This window comes from Gottfriedia acidiceleris (assembly GCF_023115465.1).
GTDB classification, from domain to species: domain Bacteria; phylum Bacillota; class Bacilli; order Bacillales; family Bacillaceae_G; genus Gottfriedia; species Gottfriedia acidiceleris_B.
Genome location: NZ_CP096034.1, coordinates 4,137,063 through 4,154,810, shown reverse-complemented (window position 1 = coordinate 4,154,810; position 17,748 = coordinate 4,137,063). Strand labels below are relative to the sequence as shown.

At 32.6% G+C, this 17,748-nt stretch carries 20 protein-coding genes; 14 read left to right on the top strand and 6 right to left on the bottom strand.

What is annotated here, in order from left to right:
* The first annotated feature begins 104 nt into the window (after window positions 1-104).
* Together tatC and ytaF are read left to right on the top strand one after the other, a co-directional pair.
* Window positions 105-815, top strand: coding sequence for a twin-arginine translocase subunit TatC (gene tatC / locus MY490_RS19745; RefSeq protein WP_248267178.1), 711 nt, complete (start codon window positions 105-107; stop codon window positions 813-815).
* A 190-nt stretch (window positions 816-1,005) separates the two neighbouring features.
* Window positions 1,006-1,647 (top strand): sporulation membrane protein YtaF, encoded by a 642-nt coding sequence (gene ytaF / locus MY490_RS19740; protein ID WP_248267177.1) that lies wholly within the window; start codon window positions 1,006-1,008, stop codon window positions 1,645-1,647.
* Between the two features lie 66 nt (window positions 1,648-1,713).
* Here the strand turns inward: ytaF and MY490_RS19735 are convergent, their stop codons facing one another.
* Entirely contained in the window at window positions 1,714-2,535 is an 822-nt protein-coding gene (locus MY490_RS19735) for a COG4705 family protein (protein ID WP_248267176.1), read from the bottom strand.
* Between the two features lie 159 nt (window positions 2,536-2,694).
* Between MY490_RS19735 and MY490_RS19730 the strand changes: the two genes are divergently transcribed.
* Both MY490_RS19730 and map read left to right on the top strand, forming a co-directional pair.
* The gene (locus MY490_RS19730) at window positions 2,695-3,708 is read left to right on the top strand and encodes a S66 family peptidase (RefSeq protein WP_248267175.1); all 1,014 of its coding nucleotides are present in this window, start codon (window positions 2,695-2,697) and stop codon (window positions 3,706-3,708) included.
* A 420-nt stretch (window positions 3,709-4,128) separates the two neighbouring features.
* The gene (map, locus tag MY490_RS19725; RefSeq protein ID WP_248267174.1) at window positions 4,129-4,875 is read left to right on the top strand and encodes a type I methionyl aminopeptidase; all 747 of its coding nucleotides are present in this window, start codon (window positions 4,129-4,131) and stop codon (window positions 4,873-4,875) included.
* Between the two features lie 48 nt (window positions 4,876-4,923).
* On the opposite strand, the gene MY490_RS19720 is transcribed toward map, so the two are convergent.
* On the bottom strand, window positions 4,924-5,322 hold the full coding sequence (locus tag MY490_RS19720; RefSeq protein ID WP_248267173.1) for a VOC family protein: 399 nt from the start codon (window positions 5,320-5,322) through the stop codon (window positions 4,924-4,926).
* 153 nt (window positions 5,323-5,475) lie between these two features.
* Here MY490_RS19720 and MY490_RS22260 point away from each other — a divergent pair, with 153 nt between their 5' ends.
* The 3 genes from MY490_RS22260 (at window position 5,476) to MY490_RS19710 (ending at window position 8,215) form a co-directional block, all read left to right on the top strand.
* Window positions 5,476-5,637: an RAxF-45 family protein gene (locus MY490_RS22260; RefSeq protein WP_348983775.1), complete on the top strand. Its 162-nt coding sequence runs from the start codon at window positions 5,476-5,478 to the stop codon at window positions 5,635-5,637.
* 116 nt (window positions 5,638-5,753) lie between these two features.
* Complete coding sequence (abc-f, locus tag MY490_RS19715; RefSeq protein ID WP_248267172.1) at window positions 5,754-7,634, top strand: ribosomal protection-like ABC-F family protein; 1,881 nt, start codon at window positions 5,754-5,756, stop codon at window positions 7,632-7,634.
* 155 nt (window positions 7,635-7,789) lie between these two features.
* The gene (locus MY490_RS19710; protein WP_248267171.1) at window positions 7,790-8,215 is read left to right on the top strand and encodes a hypothetical protein; all 426 of its coding nucleotides are present in this window, start codon (window positions 7,790-7,792) and stop codon (window positions 8,213-8,215) included.
* A gap of 141 nt (window positions 8,216-8,356) precedes the next feature.
* Here MY490_RS19710 and MY490_RS19705 read toward each other — a convergent pair whose 3' ends face one another.
* Window positions 8,357-9,343: a Gfo/Idh/MocA family protein gene (locus MY490_RS19705; protein WP_248267170.1), complete on the bottom strand. Its 987-nt coding sequence runs from the start codon at window positions 9,341-9,343 to the stop codon at window positions 8,357-8,359.
* Between the two features lie 101 nt (window positions 9,344-9,444).
* Here MY490_RS19705 and MY490_RS19700 point away from each other — a divergent pair, with 101 nt between their 5' ends.
* On the top strand, window positions 9,445-10,029 hold the full coding sequence (locus tag MY490_RS19700; protein ID WP_248267169.1) for an LOG family protein: 585 nt from the start codon (window positions 9,445-9,447) through the stop codon (window positions 10,027-10,029).
* Window positions 10,030-10,359: 330 nt separating this feature from the next.
* Here MY490_RS19700 and MY490_RS19695 read toward each other — a convergent pair whose 3' ends face one another.
* Window positions 10,360-10,602 (bottom strand): transporter suffix domain-containing protein, encoded by a 243-nt coding sequence (locus MY490_RS19695; RefSeq protein ID WP_025671225.1) that lies wholly within the window; start codon window positions 10,600-10,602, stop codon window positions 10,360-10,362.
* A 109-nt stretch (window positions 10,603-10,711) separates the two neighbouring features.
* Between MY490_RS19695 and MY490_RS19690 the strand changes: the two genes are divergently transcribed.
* Window positions 10,712-11,635 (top strand): ABC transporter ATP-binding protein, encoded by a 924-nt coding sequence (locus MY490_RS19690; RefSeq protein ID WP_248267168.1) that lies wholly within the window; start codon window positions 10,712-10,714, stop codon window positions 11,633-11,635.
* Window positions 11,628-12,593: an ABC transporter permease gene (locus MY490_RS19685; RefSeq protein ID WP_248267167.1), complete on the top strand. Its 966-nt coding sequence runs from the start codon at window positions 11,628-11,630 to the stop codon at window positions 12,591-12,593. The genes MY490_RS19690 and MY490_RS19685 overlap by 8 nt, the downstream gene beginning before the upstream one ends.
* A gap of 39 nt (window positions 12,594-12,632) precedes the next feature.
* Here MY490_RS19685 and MY490_RS19680 read toward each other — a convergent pair whose 3' ends face one another.
* Window positions 12,633-12,875: a hypothetical protein gene (locus MY490_RS19680; protein WP_248267166.1), complete on the bottom strand. Its 243-nt coding sequence runs from the start codon at window positions 12,873-12,875 to the stop codon at window positions 12,633-12,635.
* Between the two features lie 159 nt (window positions 12,876-13,034).
* Window positions 13,035-13,628, bottom strand: a complete 594-nt coding sequence (locus tag MY490_RS19675; RefSeq protein WP_248267165.1) for a TetR/AcrR family transcriptional regulator — start codon at window positions 13,626-13,628, stop codon at window positions 13,035-13,037.
* A gap of 162 nt (window positions 13,629-13,790) precedes the next feature.
* On the opposite strand from MY490_RS19675, the gene MY490_RS19670 reads away from it, so the two are divergent.
* From MY490_RS19670 to kynU, 4 genes are all read left to right on the top strand, one after another.
* Window positions 13,791-14,675, top strand: a complete 885-nt coding sequence (locus MY490_RS19670; RefSeq protein WP_248267164.1) for an ABC transporter ATP-binding protein — start codon at window positions 13,791-13,793, stop codon at window positions 14,673-14,675.
* A 6-nt stretch (window positions 14,676-14,681) separates the two neighbouring features.
* Entirely contained in the window at window positions 14,682-15,479 is a 798-nt protein-coding gene (locus MY490_RS19665; protein ID WP_248267163.1) for an ABC transporter permease subunit, read from the top strand.
* A gap of 23 nt (window positions 15,480-15,502) precedes the next feature.
* Window positions 15,503-16,297, top strand: a complete 795-nt coding sequence (locus MY490_RS19660; protein WP_248267162.1) for an ABC transporter permease subunit — start codon at window positions 15,503-15,505, stop codon at window positions 16,295-16,297.
* 173 nt (window positions 16,298-16,470) lie between these two features.
* Entirely contained in the window at window positions 16,471-17,745 is a 1,275-nt protein-coding gene (gene kynU, locus MY490_RS19655) for a kynureninase (protein WP_248267161.1), read from the top strand.
* Window positions 17,746-17,748 lie beyond the last annotated feature (3 nt).

Below are 17,748 nucleotides of genomic sequence, written 5' to 3'. Positions count from 1 at the left end.
AAGAAATTTTAATTTGAACTAATTGTATTTGTTTGAAATAATCATAGTGGGATAAAAAGTATTTAATACAATTGTTCTAGTAAATGACAAAGCGGAGAATTCATATGAATCAAGAAATGGAAGTAGTCGATCATCTTGAGGAACTGCGTAAAAAAATTATCATTACAGCAGTTACTTTTATTGTTCTATTTATAATTGGGCTCGTTTATGTAGAACCAATTTATAAATTCTTAACTAAGGATTTAACAGATAAACTAGTCGTGCTAAGTCCTGGGGATGTATTATGGGTCTATTTTTCGATATCTGCAGTTTTTGCGGCTGTTTTTACGATACCGGTTGCAACTTGGCAAACTTGGCTATTTGTTAAACCAGGTTTACATCCTTCTGAACAAAAAGGGATAGGATTTTATATACCTGCGTTATTTTTTCTGTTTGTTTTTGGATTAGTTATTGGCTATTATTTTGTTTTTCCTAATATCCTTAGATTCCTAACTATAATGGGACAAGGTATGCTTGAACAAAACTACACTGTTGATAAGTATTTCTCTTTTCTTTTTAATCTAGTCGTTCCATTTGCTGCATTTTTTGATATGCCAGTCGTGATTATGTTCTTAACAAAAATCGGCATTGTGAAGCCTAGTTATTTACAGAAAGTGAGAAAATATGCATATTTTATCTTAGTAATCGTGGCATGTTGTATTTCACCACCAGACTTTATTTCACATATTTCAGTCTCGATTCCATTAATATTATTATATGAACTAAGTATATTAACATCTAAATCGGTATATAGAAAAAAAGAGGTAAATGAGTAAAAGCTCATTTACCTCTTTTTGTTTCAAAGCATATTTATAAGGTTTATTAAAAAGTCTATACTCTCATAATCTTTTTATTAGTAAATTTTTAAACTTTGAACAAGTTGACTATTCATAAATTCTTCATAGGTTATAAAAAGCTAGGCAAATAACTTTTGTCGGAAAAAGGATGAAGTAAGGAGCAAAAACTATGCATTATTCAATTTGGATCACTGTTTTATTTCTTGCCTTTTCATCTAGTATTGATAACTTTGGAGTAGGAATAACTTATGGAATTCGAGGTATAAAGGTTGGTTTAGTAGCGAATTTAATTATTTCAATTATAGCGTTTATTTTCAGTGAAGCAGGTATTGTTTCAGGTCAATATATTTCAAAAGTGTTTCCAGGAACACTTTCGAATGTCATCGGTGCATTTTTTTTACTGGTAATTGGACTTAGAATTGTTCTACTTACTTTTCCTAGAAAAGATAAACAGAACATAATAAATAATGATGACGAATCAGTTTCAAATATCGTTACAAATTATTTAAGTTCACCGGAGAAAGCCGATGTTGACCATTCAGGAGATATAAGTAGTTTTGAAGCAATCATACTAGGGACTGCAGTTTCAATGAATGCACTTACGAACGGTTTAGGTGTTGGATTAATTGGTCTTTCACCATTTGCAATATCGATAGCGGCCAGTATTTTTAGTTTTTTGGCAATCTGGTTAGGCGTCCTTTTAGGAAAAAAAGTCGCCAATGTGAAAATTGGGGGATGGTCGCTTGGACAATTTAGTTCTATTATTAGTGGAATTATATTGGTATTGATTGCGATACACAATCTTGTTTAATTTTAGATAAAAGAAAAGAGCTGTTGGCGACAGTAAGTCAACATCAGCTCTTTTCTTTTTTAGTTACTATGCGATTGTAGATTGGGAGATATCCTCTTGTTCATTGTTTACATCCTTCTTTGAAAAAGAAAGATATCCAACTAGAATAATGATGATAATCGACAATACTAGGGTAACCGGTCCACCACCGAATCCAAGTCCACCGTGCTTTTGAGAAACAGAGCTCCAATCAGAAAATGATGCTCCAACTGGTCTCGTCATAATGTAAGCAAACCAAAAAGAGAAAATTTCATTTAGCTTGAAGAACTTTCTTCCGATAACGGGTATTGCTAATAAAACTGTGAACAGTATACCTGATGAAAAATAGCCTAAATGCATTGTTGATGCAGTCATGTCACCAGCAGCAGTTCCTAAAGCGAAAGTTCCCATAACAACTGACCAATATAAGACTTCACGTCGTCGTGTGTAAATGCTGTGTATGGAAAGAGTTTTCTCCATCTTATACCAAATCATAAAAATAATTGCCAACGAGACTGCAAAAAATACTGTTGAGATCACATATGGAACCCCAAGACCAACGTGTACAACGTCAGCGGCTACGGTACCAAATACACTAATCATTACAACAACTAACCAATAAATACTAGGTATATATTTACGGACTTTAAACTGTAAAATTAAAGACAGAATTAGGACAATTAATGCTACTGCAACACCTATTACTGGCGTTAACGTTTTTACGATATAATCGGAAAATACTTCACCCATACCAGTCGTTAATAATTTAGTTATCCAAAAAAATATTGTTACCTCTGGAACTTTTTTTAACATATTTTCTATAGGTGAGTTTATTGTTTTATTTATTTGTTTTTGTTTCATCATTTCCATTTCATAATCCTCCTTACTGGATTTAAATATAATGTAAACAAGTTTTATGAAAGTAAAATGAAAATGGTATGTAATTTAGTAAAATCCATAATTTAGATATTATTGTTGTATATCCAATCGTAGACTATTAGAATCAACAAAAAGAAAATGGGTGATAAAATGATTAAGTATCCAGTGTTAAAAAGTGGTGCAACGATAGGGGTGACCGCTCCATCATCAGGCTTAAAAGAGCAGTTCCACGAATTGATGAAGCAGTCCATTAACCGCATGGAAAGAGACGGATACAAAGTGGAGTGTGGAGAGGTCGTTTGGACGCAGGACAAAGCAAAATCTGCGAATGCTAACAAACGTGCAAATGAATTAAATTTAATGATGAATGATGAGAAAATAGATTTCATTTTTCCGCCGTGGGGTGGAGAGCTTGCAATCGAGATTCTTGATCAATTGGCATTCGAAAGCTACAAAGAAAAATGGATTTTAGGATATTCTGATACGAGTATTATTTTACTAGCATTTACTTTAACAACAGGGATTGCCACTGCACATGGAACGAATTTAATCGATTTAAGAGGAGAATATTCCGATGAAACAACTTCTATGTGGCAGAAGGTGTTAGCAACTAAATCCGGTGACTCCATCACTCAAACTTCATCCGAATTGTTCCAAGCAAGATGGCAGCATGAAAATCCAACACCATATGTATTTCATTTGTCCGAAAAAACAAAGTGGAAAACTACATTGAATAAAGATGAGAAAATCAAAGGGAGATTGCTAGGTGGCTGTATTGATGTGATTAGACATCTTGTCGGAACCCCTTATGGAGATGTTCAATTATTCAGAAGTAAATACATTGAAGAGGAACCAATCATTTGGTATTTCGAGAATTGTGAATTGAATACAACAGATTTACGAAGATCTTTAGTACAAATGAAACTTGCAGGATGGTTTGAAAATTGCTCTGGGATTTTATTTGGACGTAGTGTGGCAAATCAAACAGTAGATAACTATTCAATAGAAGATGTATATAATGAGTTAAATGAAGAATTAGCAATCCCAATAATCTACGATATCGATTGCGGGCATTTGCCACCTCAAATTACACTAATTAATGGAGCATTTGCAGAAGTAGACGTAAATGATGGAAAAGGTGTGATTGTTCAGTCTTTTATTTAAAAATACAAAAAGCGTTTTTTATTATAAGAACGCTTTTTGTATTGTTTGAAAAATTTTAATATATCTCTATGTTATATTTTCATTCTGTGTCTGAACTTTATCTGCTTTTACGCGTCCGCCATAAATGGATGGATCTTCAAATGGTAAATCAATTAATGCCCTATCATAAGGTAAGAATCGAAAAATTATTAGAGTCATCTGTTCATTATACATTTCAAGGGTAAGTAAATTAGATAATTTAAATAGAGACTAGGGGAGATCTTTAAGTGCCTTAGTCTTTTAAAATCGTTCTTGTCTCTATACCTTCGCGTTTAATCCTGCCTTTTTTGACTTGTATAAGTGCTTAAAAGACTATAACATAGTAATATTATGGCATAATAAAAGAAATTCAAATTATTAAATAGAATCAGGAGCAGTAAAATGATTATCAATAATGAACAAGAATTAGAAGCTTTAAAAAAGATAGGCCGTATCGTAGCATTAGCGAGAGAAGAAATGAAGGCAAGAGCTGTCGTTGGAATGACAACAAAAGAATTAGATGAAATCGGTAGAAAAGTTTTAGAAGAGCATGGTGCAACTTCAGCACCGCAAAAAGAGTATGATTTCCCTGGCACAACATGTATTAGTGTTAATGAAGAAGTAGCTCACGGTATTCCAGGAGACCGAGTACTTCAAGATGGCGATTTAGTTAATGTCGATGTGTCAGCAGCATTAGATGGATACTATGCAGACACTGGAATCTCTTTCGTAGTTGGGAAAGGTGACTTACTAAAAGAAAAGCTTTGTAAAGTTGCAGAAGATGCATTTTGGGCTGCAATGAAAAAAACAAAAGCAGGTTCAAAGCAAAACCAAATTGGAAGAGCAGTATATAATGAAGCAATTAAAAATGGTTTAAATGTAATTGAAAATTTAACAGGCCACGGAATTGGAAAAAGTCTTCACGAAAGCCCACAACATATTTTAAGTTATTTCGATCCAATGGATAAAGCTTTATTAAAAGACGGACTTGTATTAGCAGTAGAGCCATTTATCTCTGCAAATGCAGACCACATTATCGAGTCAGGAGATGGCTGGACATTTGTGACGCCGGATAAGAGTTTAGTTGCCCAATGTGAACATACAATTGTTGTAACAAAAGGCGAGCCAATCATCTTAACTCAGATTTAAGAAATAAGAAAAGCGAAGAATTTAAGTTCTTCGCTTTTATTTTTCAAGTTACATTTGCTTAGAATAATTTAACTCCCAAGTAAATCCATTTTTATCTTTTACAACAGCAAACCTAGAATTCCAAAATGTATCTTGAAGTTCCATATGAATTTCTCCGTCTTTTGATAACTTTTCATAAATTGAATTAATTTCATCTTCAGAACTCATGTCTAGCGTTGTCCAAACATTGTCACCTTTTATTAATGGTCTAAAAGCATCTGCAAAATAAATTACACAGTTTTCATTAATATGTAATTCTGCATGTATGTATTTTCCTTCGTGCCCTTTGAACATTTCTATACCATCGCCGGTTTGTGTGTTTTTAATTTCTCCACCAAAGATTTGTTTGTAGTACTCAAGTTCTTGTTTACAGTTTTCAACGTAGATATGAGGTAAAATCTTTTTCATTTTTATCTCCTCTTTCTTTTGAATATTTATGTTTGAATTGCGAACAATAACTCACAGTTTTAAGTATAGCCAAATAGAATAGGTATTGTGCTAAAAGTTAAATTATTTTATAATTTAGTTAAATTTAAGTTCGAAAAAGGAGGTGTAGAAAAGATGTTACGTTTTCAGATGGTTTGCGCACAAATGATAGAATTTTTATATTATTGTCGTGCAAAATTTGCGTTTTTAGCTGTTAACGGGATAGGTCTGTCCATTTTTAACAAATTAACAACTCAAATAAAACGAAAACGTACTCTTTCCTACGACTTCAATTGATAAAATAATCGTGTGATTACACGCTTCTATTTAAATCATTATGTAAAGCCATGGATGGGTTCATTAGTCTATGGCTTTTTTCTATGGATTGGTACGGAAATAGAAGGAGAATGATTATGATTGCATGTAGTATAGATAAAATTTCAAAAATGTTTGGTGGAAATTCACTTTTTACGGATTTATCATTTCAAATACATCAAGGTAGCCGTGTAGGTTTAGTTGGAGCAAATGGAAGTGGTAAAACTAGTATTTTTAAACTTTTAACAGGTTTAGAAGCACCTGATACTGGTTCGATTCATTTTAAAAAAGGATTAAAAACTGGATACTTAGCCCAAATTCCTGTTTTTCCAGATGACATGACTAGTAGGGATGTTTTATTAACGGTTTTTGAAGAATTACGAAAAATAGAAAATGAAATGAAGCAATTAGAAATAAAAATGTCTAATACAGTAGATGAACGTACTTTAGAACAATTGCTAGTCAGTTATGGATCATTACAAGAGAAGTTTACTAATAACGGTGGTTATGAGATGGAAGCTTCACTTGCGAAAATTGCTAATGGATTAGGAATAACTGATTTACTTACTAAACAATTTGCTTCTTTAAGTGGTGGAGAAAAAACAAAAATTGGATTAGGGATCGTTCTTTTACAGCAACCTGATTTACTATTACTTGATGAACCAACTAATCACTTAGATTTATCTGCTATTGAGTGGTTAGGTTCATACTTAAAGGAATATGAAGGAACGATTATTGTCATCTCGCATGATCGCTTTTTTTTAGATGAGGTAGTCAATCATATTTTAGAATTAGAAGATGGAGAAATTAACGTCTACCATACGAATTATTCACAATATGTTATTCAAAAAGAAGAAAGATTACTAAAAGAATTCCAGGCTTATGAAGAGCAGCAAAAGAAAATACAGAAAATGAAAGAAACGATTAAGCGTTTAAGAGAATGGGCTAATCAAGCAAATCCACCGAATGCTGGTTTGCACAGAAGAGCTAGAAGTATGGAAAAAGCGCTAGAACGAATTGAGAGATTAAAACGCCCGGTCTTACAAAAAAAGAAAATGGCATTTCAGTTAGAGGATTTTGGTCGTAGTGGAAAAGATGTAATTGTTGCAGAAAATCTTTCAAAATCTTTTGGGGATAAAGTTTTATTTCACCAGCTTAACTTTTCATTATACTATGGCGAAAGAGCGGTTATTGTAGGAGATAACGGGACAGGTAAATCAACTTTATTGAAGATGATTTTAGGTCAGTCATCAATCGAGGAAGGAAAAATTAAACTGGGTAGTAACGTTAAGATTGGTTATTTATCACAACATTACGAACCAGTCCATTCGGATCACACCGTACTTCAGGAATTTAGAGAAGAAGTACATGTTACAGAAGGTGAAGCGCGTAATATATTAGCTGGCTTTTTATTTTATGGCTATATGGTCTATCGCAAAGTAAGTCAACTTAGTGGTGGAGAGAGAATGAGATTAAGATTGGCTCAACTTATGTATCAAGATATTAATTTATTAATCGTAGATGAGCCTACTAACCATTTAGATATTGAATCTCGAGAAGTATTAGAAGACGCTCTTGAAAAATTCAAAGGAACGATTCTTTCTGTCTCGCATGACCGTTATTTCATCAATAAGCTATTTTCAAAAATTTATTGGCTAGACAATGGAGGCCTTTTTGAATTTATTGATGAATACCAAATTGCAAAAGAAAAAATGTCGATCTATCGAAATAATAGAGAAAAAGAAAAAGTAATTAAAATAAATTCGTATTCGAAACCGATTAAAATAAAAACAAAAATGCGAACGATAGAAGACATTGAAAATGAAATCTATTCTTTAGAAGAAGCAGTCAATGAGATCAATAAACAAATGTTGCTTGAAAATGATCTAACCATTTTACAGAATTATCAGCGAGAACTTGAAGAATTAGACTTAAAAAGTATTGCTTTATATAAAGAACTTGAAGAATGTATTGAATAATAAATTATGGTAAGTATTTTATATAAGATTGATTTAAACTTATAGGCAAAAACATCAATTAAAAAAATAAGTGAGTTAAATGTCTTCGTACTTGCTCATATCATTATCTGAATTAATAAGTTATAAGGATATGATTCTACTTAGGTGGTGAGTACATGATTTTTGATGAACTATATAATCGAGATCCTGGACCAGGGTATGCTCAACCAGGACATGGACCAGGTCAAGGCCAAGGCCAAGTGCCAGGATACGGCCAAGGCCAAGGACCAGGATACGGCCAAGGACATGGACCAGGATACGGCCAAGGACATGGACCAGGATACGGCCAAGGCCAAGGACCAGGATACGGCCAAGGACATGGACCAGGATACGGCCAAGGACATGGGCCAGGATACGGCCAAGGACATGGGCCAGGATACGGCCAAGGACATGGACCAGGATACGGCCAAGGATATGGGCCAGGATATGGACATGGACATGGATTCCCTGGACCAGGAGGTTATTGGCATGGAGGTTATTATATCCTAAATGGTAGAAGATGGTACTTTGTGCCAGGGGTTGGATGGGTTGTTGTATACTAAAAAATAATAAAGCTGATTAATCTTTTTAATCAGCTTCTACATAACTAATCTATACCTCGCCTATTTTATTGATAACCTAATGCTTTATAAGTAATAAGAAAAAATACCAGTATCCAATTGATCGGATAACTGGTATTTTTATTAATTTTGTTCAACTCCAAAGACAATTCCGCCTTGCTTTCTTGCAGATTCAGTTATTGTTAATACAAGCTTGCTAAGCTCTTTTAATTTTTCATATTCAGTTATATTTGATTCTTTTATAATGCTAGTAATATTTTGGATTTCATATAGCATATCATTTGGTACTTGGCTAACTTCCAATGACTCTCGTTCCTTAGATTTATGGTTAATCAAAGTAATTTTTGAAATTGGAGATGGTTTATCAAGTACTAAAGTTCCAATTTCACCTGTAATTTCACTTTCAATATAAGATTGAGAAACTTTAGAGCACTGGATGCTACAAGTGAAGTTTTCATAATTTAACACTAATGTTCCACTACCATCAATACCGGTACGCAATTTAACAGGTGTATAATTTACTGAGGCTGGTTTTCCAAATAAACCAATCACTACATAAATTGGATAAACACCTAAATCTACTAATGCCCCACCAGAAAATTCGGGAGAGAAAACATTTGGATTCTCACCTCTAAGAAATGCATCGTATTTAGAAGAATATTGTAAATAATGCAGATTAGCACTTCTAATTTGGCCGATTTTTTCTAGACCTTGTTTTAAAGCTGTAAAGTTTGGTGAGTGGAAGTTACGAATTGCTTCAAATAAATAAACTCCATTTTCTTCTGCAACTTTAAAGGCATGATCTAACTCTTTTATTGTTGAGAAAATTGGTTTTTCACAAATAACATGTTTTTTATTCTTTAATAATAAAATGCTTTGTTCATAGTGTAATGAGTTCGGTGATGCTATGTAGACTACGTCAATATCAGGACTTTTTGCTAATTGTTCAATATTTGTAAAAAACTTAGGAGCGTTGTGCTTTGTAGCAAATGCTCTCGCAGTATCTTCATTTCTAGAATAAATCGCAGTTAAATTGAGCAATTTACTATCCTTTGAAGCTTCGATAAAACTTTCTGTAATCCAGCTTGTTCCAATGGTACCTAAATTCATTTTTTCAACTCCTAAAAATTAATTAGTTAACTTTATCTTTACAATCCTAATCGAAAGATATGTTAAAATAAAGTAAAATACATCGAAGGAAGTGACATTTTATGAAGAAAATTTGTGTTTATGCTGGTTCAAATCTTGGGAATAGAGAGTCATTTAGTCTTCAAGCAAAAAAACTAGGTGCCTTATTTGCTAGTAATAATATTGATTTAATATATGGTGGATCAAGACTGGGGATTATGGCAGAAGTCGCAAATGAAGTATTAAAACAAGGTGGAAATGTCATTGGTATTATGCCTGGTGGATTATTTCGTGGAGAGGTTGCCCATAAAGGGCTAACGCAATTCATTGAGACTGAATCAATGCATGAGCGTAAAGCTTTAATGAACGAGATGTCCGATGGGTTTATTGCACTGCCGGGCGGAATTGGTACTTTCGATGAATTATTTGAAATTATTTGTTGGGCACAAATTGGAATTCACAATAAGCCAATCGGTTTATTAAATGTTGATAACTTCTTTAGCCCTGTGTTAGATTTACTTAAACATGCTGTAAAAGAAGGATTTATGAACGAGAATACACTTTCATTATTTGTTGTTGCAGAAAATGCAGACGACCTATTAAAACTAATGCAAAACTATGAGCCACCAGTTATACAAAATAAATGGAAGCAATTAGAAGGCAAATAAGTTCTTTTGTACTTTGTCTACCCACAATTTTGTGGGTTTTTTGCGTTTTATTATGAGTTTTAATAAAATTTTTGCAGATTTCTAGAGAAACTAAGCTCACAACTTTATCAACAATTTTTCGTATAAGTTCGAACTTTTCAGCCTGTTTTATTAGTTATCAACACACAAAATCCACCTGAATTTGAATCCTATGACTTCATGAATAAAAAATAACTACTTTATAAACATTGTTCACAACTTTATCAACAAAGTTAACATTATGTTGCATACTATCCACAACCAATATTTTGCATAAAAAAAGGGCTCTATATGAGAGCATCCCTTTATTCATCAATTTTCTTGCTTTCTTCTATTTTTAAACCATTTTGCTGGGCTCAATTTTTTACGATAGTTCGTCATAACATCTTTACCTACAAATACTCCACCAATCCAAAACATTCCTTCTCCAAGAATAACTAATAGAGCAATCAGACCAGCCTTAAAGCTCCCAGAAACAGGTAAAAAAGGTAAAGCAAAGATTAATAAATATGGGATAAATGAGCCAAATACTAAGTAATATGGTATTCTTTTCATAAAGTTCTCCTTTCAATTCCTTCCATGAGAATAGCATTAATTATTGAGAAAAGGAAGGGGAAAACATTAAAGTTAGTAAGAGTTTATTGCACAAATAGGAGGCCTCAAGATGAATCGAGATATTGTTCTTGAGCTAAAAAGCGTAAATAAGACGATTAGTAATCAAAAGATCATTAAAGATATTAGTTTTGAATTATATAAAGGTGAAGTTTTAGGGTTACTTGGGCCTAATGGTTCAGGAAAAACGACGACAATGCGAATGATTGTAGGACTTATGAGTATCACGAATGGTGAGATATATATTCAAGGCAATTCGATTAAGGAAAACTTTAAAGAATCGATCAAACATATCGGAGCAATGATTGAAACTCCTGCATTTTATCCTTTTTATAGTGGGTATAAAAATCTAATGTATTTTGCTCGAATGTTAGAAGGTGTCTCAAAGGAGAGAGTTCTTGAGGTTATTGATATACTTGGACTTTCGAATGCCATACATAAAAAGTTTTCAACCTATTCCTTAGGGATGAAGCAAAGATTAGGAATTGCACAAGCGTTATTACATAATCCGTCAATTTTAATTTTAGATGAGCCAACAAATGGATTAGATCCGGCTGGAGTAAGAGAAATCCGTGATTACTTGAAACGTATTGCTGAGGTCGAACAAACAGCAATTCTACTTTCTAGTCATCTATTATCTGAAATCGAATTGATTTGTGATCGTTCAATTATTATTCAAAATGGTCAATTTGTTGAATCAATTGATCTGAATGATAAAAGTGGTGAAAAGTTATTTATTGAAATAGTTGTAAAAAGTACGAAAGCTTTTGAAAGTAGTTTTACAAATAGAGATATCAAGTACAAATTTGACATTATTAATGATCGCTCAATTATTTTTGAAATTGATGAAGAAGAGATTCCTTCATTAATGAAAGAGTTGGTACTGGGAGGAATAGAGATTTATTATGTAATTCGCAAAAAAGAAAGGTTAGAAGATTTGTTTATTCAATTGACAGGAGGAAATGTCATTGAGTAATTTTATTCGATTAATTGAGAACGAGTTGCGTAAAATATTTGTTCAAAAATCATTTATCATAACGTTAATTTTACTATTAGTCCCGATTATTGTTTTAGGTAGATGGGATTATATAGAAAAGGAAAGTGGAGCAGCAAAAGCTGAAAACTGGAGAACAGAATTAAAAATACAAAATAAAAAGATAGAAGAAGTATTAGCAGGGCAAAGCTCTTCAGACTTACCGGCAATTGCTAAAGAACAAAAAGAGACATATGAACTCAATAAGTATCGACTTGCACATAATATTTCACCAATTCAACAACACACTGTGTTGGACTTTATAAAAAAAGGTGCGGTCGTAACAAACTTTATAGGAATCCTTCTTATTTATTTTGCAAGTAATATGATGTCAAAAGAGCATCAATGGAAAACGATTAATTTCTTGCTCGTTAAACCATCAACAAGACGAATGATCTATTACGCAAAATTTTTAAGTTTGGTGATCTTATATTTCATCTTTTCTTTTGCAATCATCATCTACTCATTTATTATAGGTAGTGCATTAAACGGCTTAGATTTTAGTGCTCAACCGGTATTACAATATGTAAACAACCATGTAGTAGAGCAAGGTATATTACCAAGTTTACTAAACGACTACTTAATTGATCTACTACCATACTTGTTCTTTGTTGCCGTTGCTTATTTCTTATCAACTGTTTTAAAAACAAGCAGTATCTCTTTGTTAATAAGCATAATCCTACTAGCTACTTCAGATGTGATCGCAACATTATTAAGAACAAAAAGCTGGTCTAAGTTTTTACCATTTATGCACACTGATTTAACGGTTTACACTAAGGGGATTAATATAGAAAACGGCATGAGAATTGAATTTTCTATAGCAGTATTGGTTATTTATATTTTGTTATTTCTTATTACTGCTGGTGAACTCTTTAAGAAGAGGGACGTTGCTGGGCAATAGAAGAAAGGATAAGGTACATGCCTTATCCTTTTTGTATTCTTATCTCTCCTTCAGCATTGATCCGTATGGAATGGTATTAGTAGTAGATGTTTTGTAAATCGAGCAAACGTTGACTTGTACAGATTTGTTATACTCCCATTTTAGACATGCGTTTTGGTTGTATTCTACAGATGAATCTGTTGAGAAAAAAATAACAGCTAGACTAAAAATAGTAAATCCACCAATTAGGCCTCGTTTAATTTCATCGCAATTTTCTTTAAGCCATAGAATAGTTTTGTGCATATACTCCTCCAAGAGTTAAAAATATAGATAAGTAATTCATTGTATGAACAAAAAGAGTAAGATAATACAAATCTGTGGATAAGTTTACCTAGAAGAATATTCCAAATAGAAAAGGCATCCTTGCCCTAGCAAAGATGCCTTTTCTATAACTATTCTATTTTAGTCCTCTTGTTTCAGTAATCCATATAAGAATATATTCATCATTTCATCTACTACTTCTTTTTGTTGGATATATTGTGAGGTTGTTTGGTCCATATTTAAAAAAGCTTGGCTCAAGACTTGGATATAGATTAATAATGTTTTGTTTTGAACCTCATTTCGAACTAAACCTAGTGAACGTCCTTCATCGATTAGGGAAACCAGCAATTTGAATGATTTGTTCATTGTAAAATCTAAAACTAATTCTTGTAGTTCAGGGTCTTTTTTCATTAACGCTGTAAACATTTCAAGATTAATTATATCAAGACCCTTTTTCTTACGAATAAATAATTCTTTAATTTTTTCTTTAAAAGAAATATCACTTGAAAGCATTTGTTTTGTTTCTTCGTATTGATGATCCATTAATCGAATAATTGTAGCTTTTAGTAAGGCTTCTTTACTACCATAATAATTGTAAATTGATACTTGTGATACATTCGCTAACTTTGCAATATCTGCTATTTTTATATCATTTAATGGCAATGACAATAATTTAGTTGTACTTTTTTCAATGCTCTCCATCTTCTGCAGAGTTCGTTTTTTATATCCGTCCAATAATATCGATACCTCCGTGATTATCTATACAATAGTATATCATGTTTTGAAATATTTTATTAAAATTATTTCAAAACATATTCTCTTTTTTAGTATTGAGGTATATACTAGTTTTGTAATAATCACAACAGAATATTTCAAAACGAAGCGGGAGGTTCATTTATGTACGCGATTGAAATTAATAATTTAACGAAGACCTATGGCAATTCAAGGGGAATCACAGATATAAGCTTCAATATAGAAGAGGGAGAAATATTCGGCTTCATTGGTCCAAATGGTGCAGGTAAATCAACTACAATTCGAACTTTACTTTCCTTAATTTATCCTACGAGTGGTAGTGCAAAAATATTTGGAAAGGACTGTGTACAATTTGCTCCAGAAATAAAAAAAGAAATTGGTTATTTGCCATCTGAAGTTTTTTACTATGACAATATGAAAGTAATGGATTTATTAAAATACTCAGCTAGTTTTTATAAAAAAGATTGCACGAAACGAATAAAAGAATTAGCTGAAGTAATGGACCTTGATTTAACGAAGAAAATTGATGATTTATCTTTAGGGAATAAAAAGAAGGTAGGGATTGTCCAAGGATTACTTCATGAACCGAAGTTAATCATATTGGATGAACCGACAAGTGGTCTTGATCCTTTAATGCAACAAAGATTTTTTGACTTATTAGAGGAGGAAAACAAAAAAGGAGCAACGATTTTATTTTCATCTCACATCTTAAGTGAAGTTCAGCGTTTATGTGATCGAGTTGCAATTATTAAAGAAGGTAAGATTGTGACAGTGGAAAAAATAAGTACATTGCAAGAAAATAATTACAAACGTTTTAAAATTGATCGTCAAAACGGTGTAGATCCAAATTTTTTCAATATGCCAGGTGTAAACAATATTGTAACCAAAGGTAAAACGATTAGCTTTATTTATAAAGGTAATATTAATATAGTTTTAAAGAAAATAGCGGAAATCGAAATTGAAAATATATGGATTGAAGAGCCTGACCTGGAGGAAATTTTCTTACATTATTATGAAAAGGAGGCCTAATAAGCAATGAATATTTTTTTACATGAATTAAAAGCTTATCGGAAATCCACCTTTATTTGGACAGCTTCTTTAATGGTAATCGCCGTTTTTTTCTTATCTTTATTTCCAGCTATTGCAAAGGACTATGTAGAATTCTCAAAAGTGTTGGAGGGTTATCCTGAAGGGGTAAGAAAAGCACTTGGACTTGAAATTGAGAGTTTTGGGAATGTTTTAGGATTTTATTCCTATGTATTCATTTATATTTCTCTATGTGGAGCGATTCAAGCCATGGTTTTAGGTACTTCAATTATTTCAAAAGAAGTACGTGAAAAAACAGCCGATTTTCTTCTAACAAAACCAGTAACTAGAACAAAAGTTATGACTTCAAAGATTTGTGCAGGTGTTGTTTCTTTAGCGATTACAAATGTATTCTATTTAGTCGCAACTATTATGATGGCTCAGTATGTAAAAACAGCGGATTATAGTAGTAAGTCAATTATATTACTCTCTGCTTCTTTGTTTATTACGCAGTTACTATTTTTCGGAATTGGTATTTTCATTTCAGTTTTATTTCCAAAGATCAAAGCTGTTCTATCAATCTCACTTGCGATTGTTTTCGGATTTTTTGTAGTTGGTATGGTAGTTGCTACAGATGAAAGCAATGCAAAGCGTTTTCTATCACCGTTTAAATATTTTGAACCGAAATATATTATTGCTCAATCAAAATTTGAATCACAATTTTTGATTATGTCGATTGGGATAATCATCGTTTCAATCTTTGCAAGTTACATGATTTATAAGAATAGAGATATTCACGGGGTATAACTTATAGGAAAGGTAGGGTGGAAATGAATCTATTTTTAAGAGAAATGAAGACATATCGTAAATCGATTATTTTTTGGTGTATCGGAATTGTTTTTTTAGTAGGTAGTGGAATGGCGAAATATAAAGCTACAGCTTCCAACGGCCAAATAACCGACCTTTTTAATCAAATGCCGAAATCTCTTCAAGCTATAATGGGCTCTGGAGCACTAGATTTATCAAAGGCAAGCGGCTATTTTGGCATCTTAGTTTTATATTTATATTTAATGGCAACGATTCACGCGGCAATGATAGGCGCTAATATTATTGCTAAAGAAGAGCGCGATAAAACAGCAGAGTTTTTATTTGTGAAACCTATTTCTAGAATTAAGATTATAACTTATAAATTAATGAGTGCTCTAGTAAACATCCTTATTTTTAACGGTATTACGTGGATATCCAGTATACTAATAGTAGGAAAGTATAGTAAAGGTGAGAATGTAAATGGTGATATAGCAGTGGTAATGGCTGGGATGTTTATTTTACAGCTATTATTTTTAGTAATTGGTTCGGCTATAGCTGCAGTTTGTAAAAATTCTAAAAAGGCTGCCTCTTATGCAACTGGTATTCTATTAATTACATTTATTTTATCAATCGCAATTGATTTGAATGATCGCATTGAAGGCTTGAAATATTTTACACCTTTTAAGTACTTTGAAGCGAAAGATATTATGTATGGTCGAGGATTTGACAGTATTTATACAACTATTTCGATCGGATTAATCATTATATTAACGATTATCACATATGTTTCGTTTAAGAAACGGGACTTACATTTGTAGGGAAAAGCAATTAAATAGTAGAATCTATTGTGTCAAAATCTAAGATAGGAATATTTTGGATTTGTTGACACTTTTTTTATTAAATATTATATTCAGAAAATATTGACATATATTATTAATCGCAATACCTTTAATATAGTAGGTTATTTCTTGCAAGGGGGTAAAACAAGGGGATGTTTCAACCAACAAAAGAATATGCAGAATTTCTAGATCAAAAAGACTCATTATCAAATTACCGAGATGAGTTCTACTTACAACCCAATACTATTTATTTAGATGGAAATTCGCTAGGACTTCTTTCAAAAAGAGCAGAACAAAGTTTATTAGATTTATTAGATTCATGGAAGACACTTGCAATCGATGGATGGATGCAGGGCGATCATCCATGGTATTATTTTGCAGAAAAATTGGGCGCATTAAGTGCACCATTAGTCGGGGCAAAAGAGAATGAAGTGATTGTAACTGGTTCAACAACTACAAATCTTCATCAATTAATTGCATCTTTTTATCACCCAAATGGTCAAAAAACGAAAATATTAGCGGATGAATTAAACTTTCCGTCAGATATTTATGCTATTCAAAGTCAACTAAAATTAAAGGGCTTTGATCCAGCAACTCACTTAATTCAAGTTAAAAGCCGTGATGGTCGAACAATAAGTGAAGAAGATATCATTGAAGCAATGACTGATGAAATTGCCTTAATTATACTTCCAACTGTTTTATACCGAAGCGGACAATTATTCGATATAGAGAGATTAACAAAAGCTGCACATGAGCGTGGAATCATTATCGGTTTTGATGGATGTCATTCTGTTGGCGCAATCCCTCATCAGTTCCATGAATGGGACGTGGACTTCGCTTATTGGTGTAATTATAAGTATTTAAATAGTGGACCAGGTGGAGTGGGAAGCTTATTCGTTCACCAAAAGCATTTTGGTACTATGCCTGGATTAGCTGGTTGGTTTGGTTCAAATAAAGAAAAGCAGTTCGATATGAATCATGAATTTGTTCCGTCTGATACTGTTGGTGCTTATCAAATCGGTACCCCACATATTTTAAGCATGGCACCGCTTGTTGGCTCACTTGAAATGTACAAAGAAGCTACAATTGAGCGAATTCGCGAAAAGTCTTTGCACAGTACGGCTTATTTAATGAGCTTAATCAATGAAGAATTAAGTAACTTTGGATTTACAATTGGTAATCCACTCGAAGATTCAAATCGAGGTGGACATGTTTGTCTTGAACACGATGATGCTGCAAGGATTTGTAAAGCATTAAAATTAAATGGGATTGTTCCAGACTTTAGAGCACCTAATGTAATCAGATTAGCACCAATCGCATTTTATACTTCCTATGTAGATGTTTGGAATAGTGTACAAATCTTAAAGAAAATCATGGTTGAGAAACAATATGAACAGTTTAAGAATGAACGAGAAATCATCGCTTAGGAG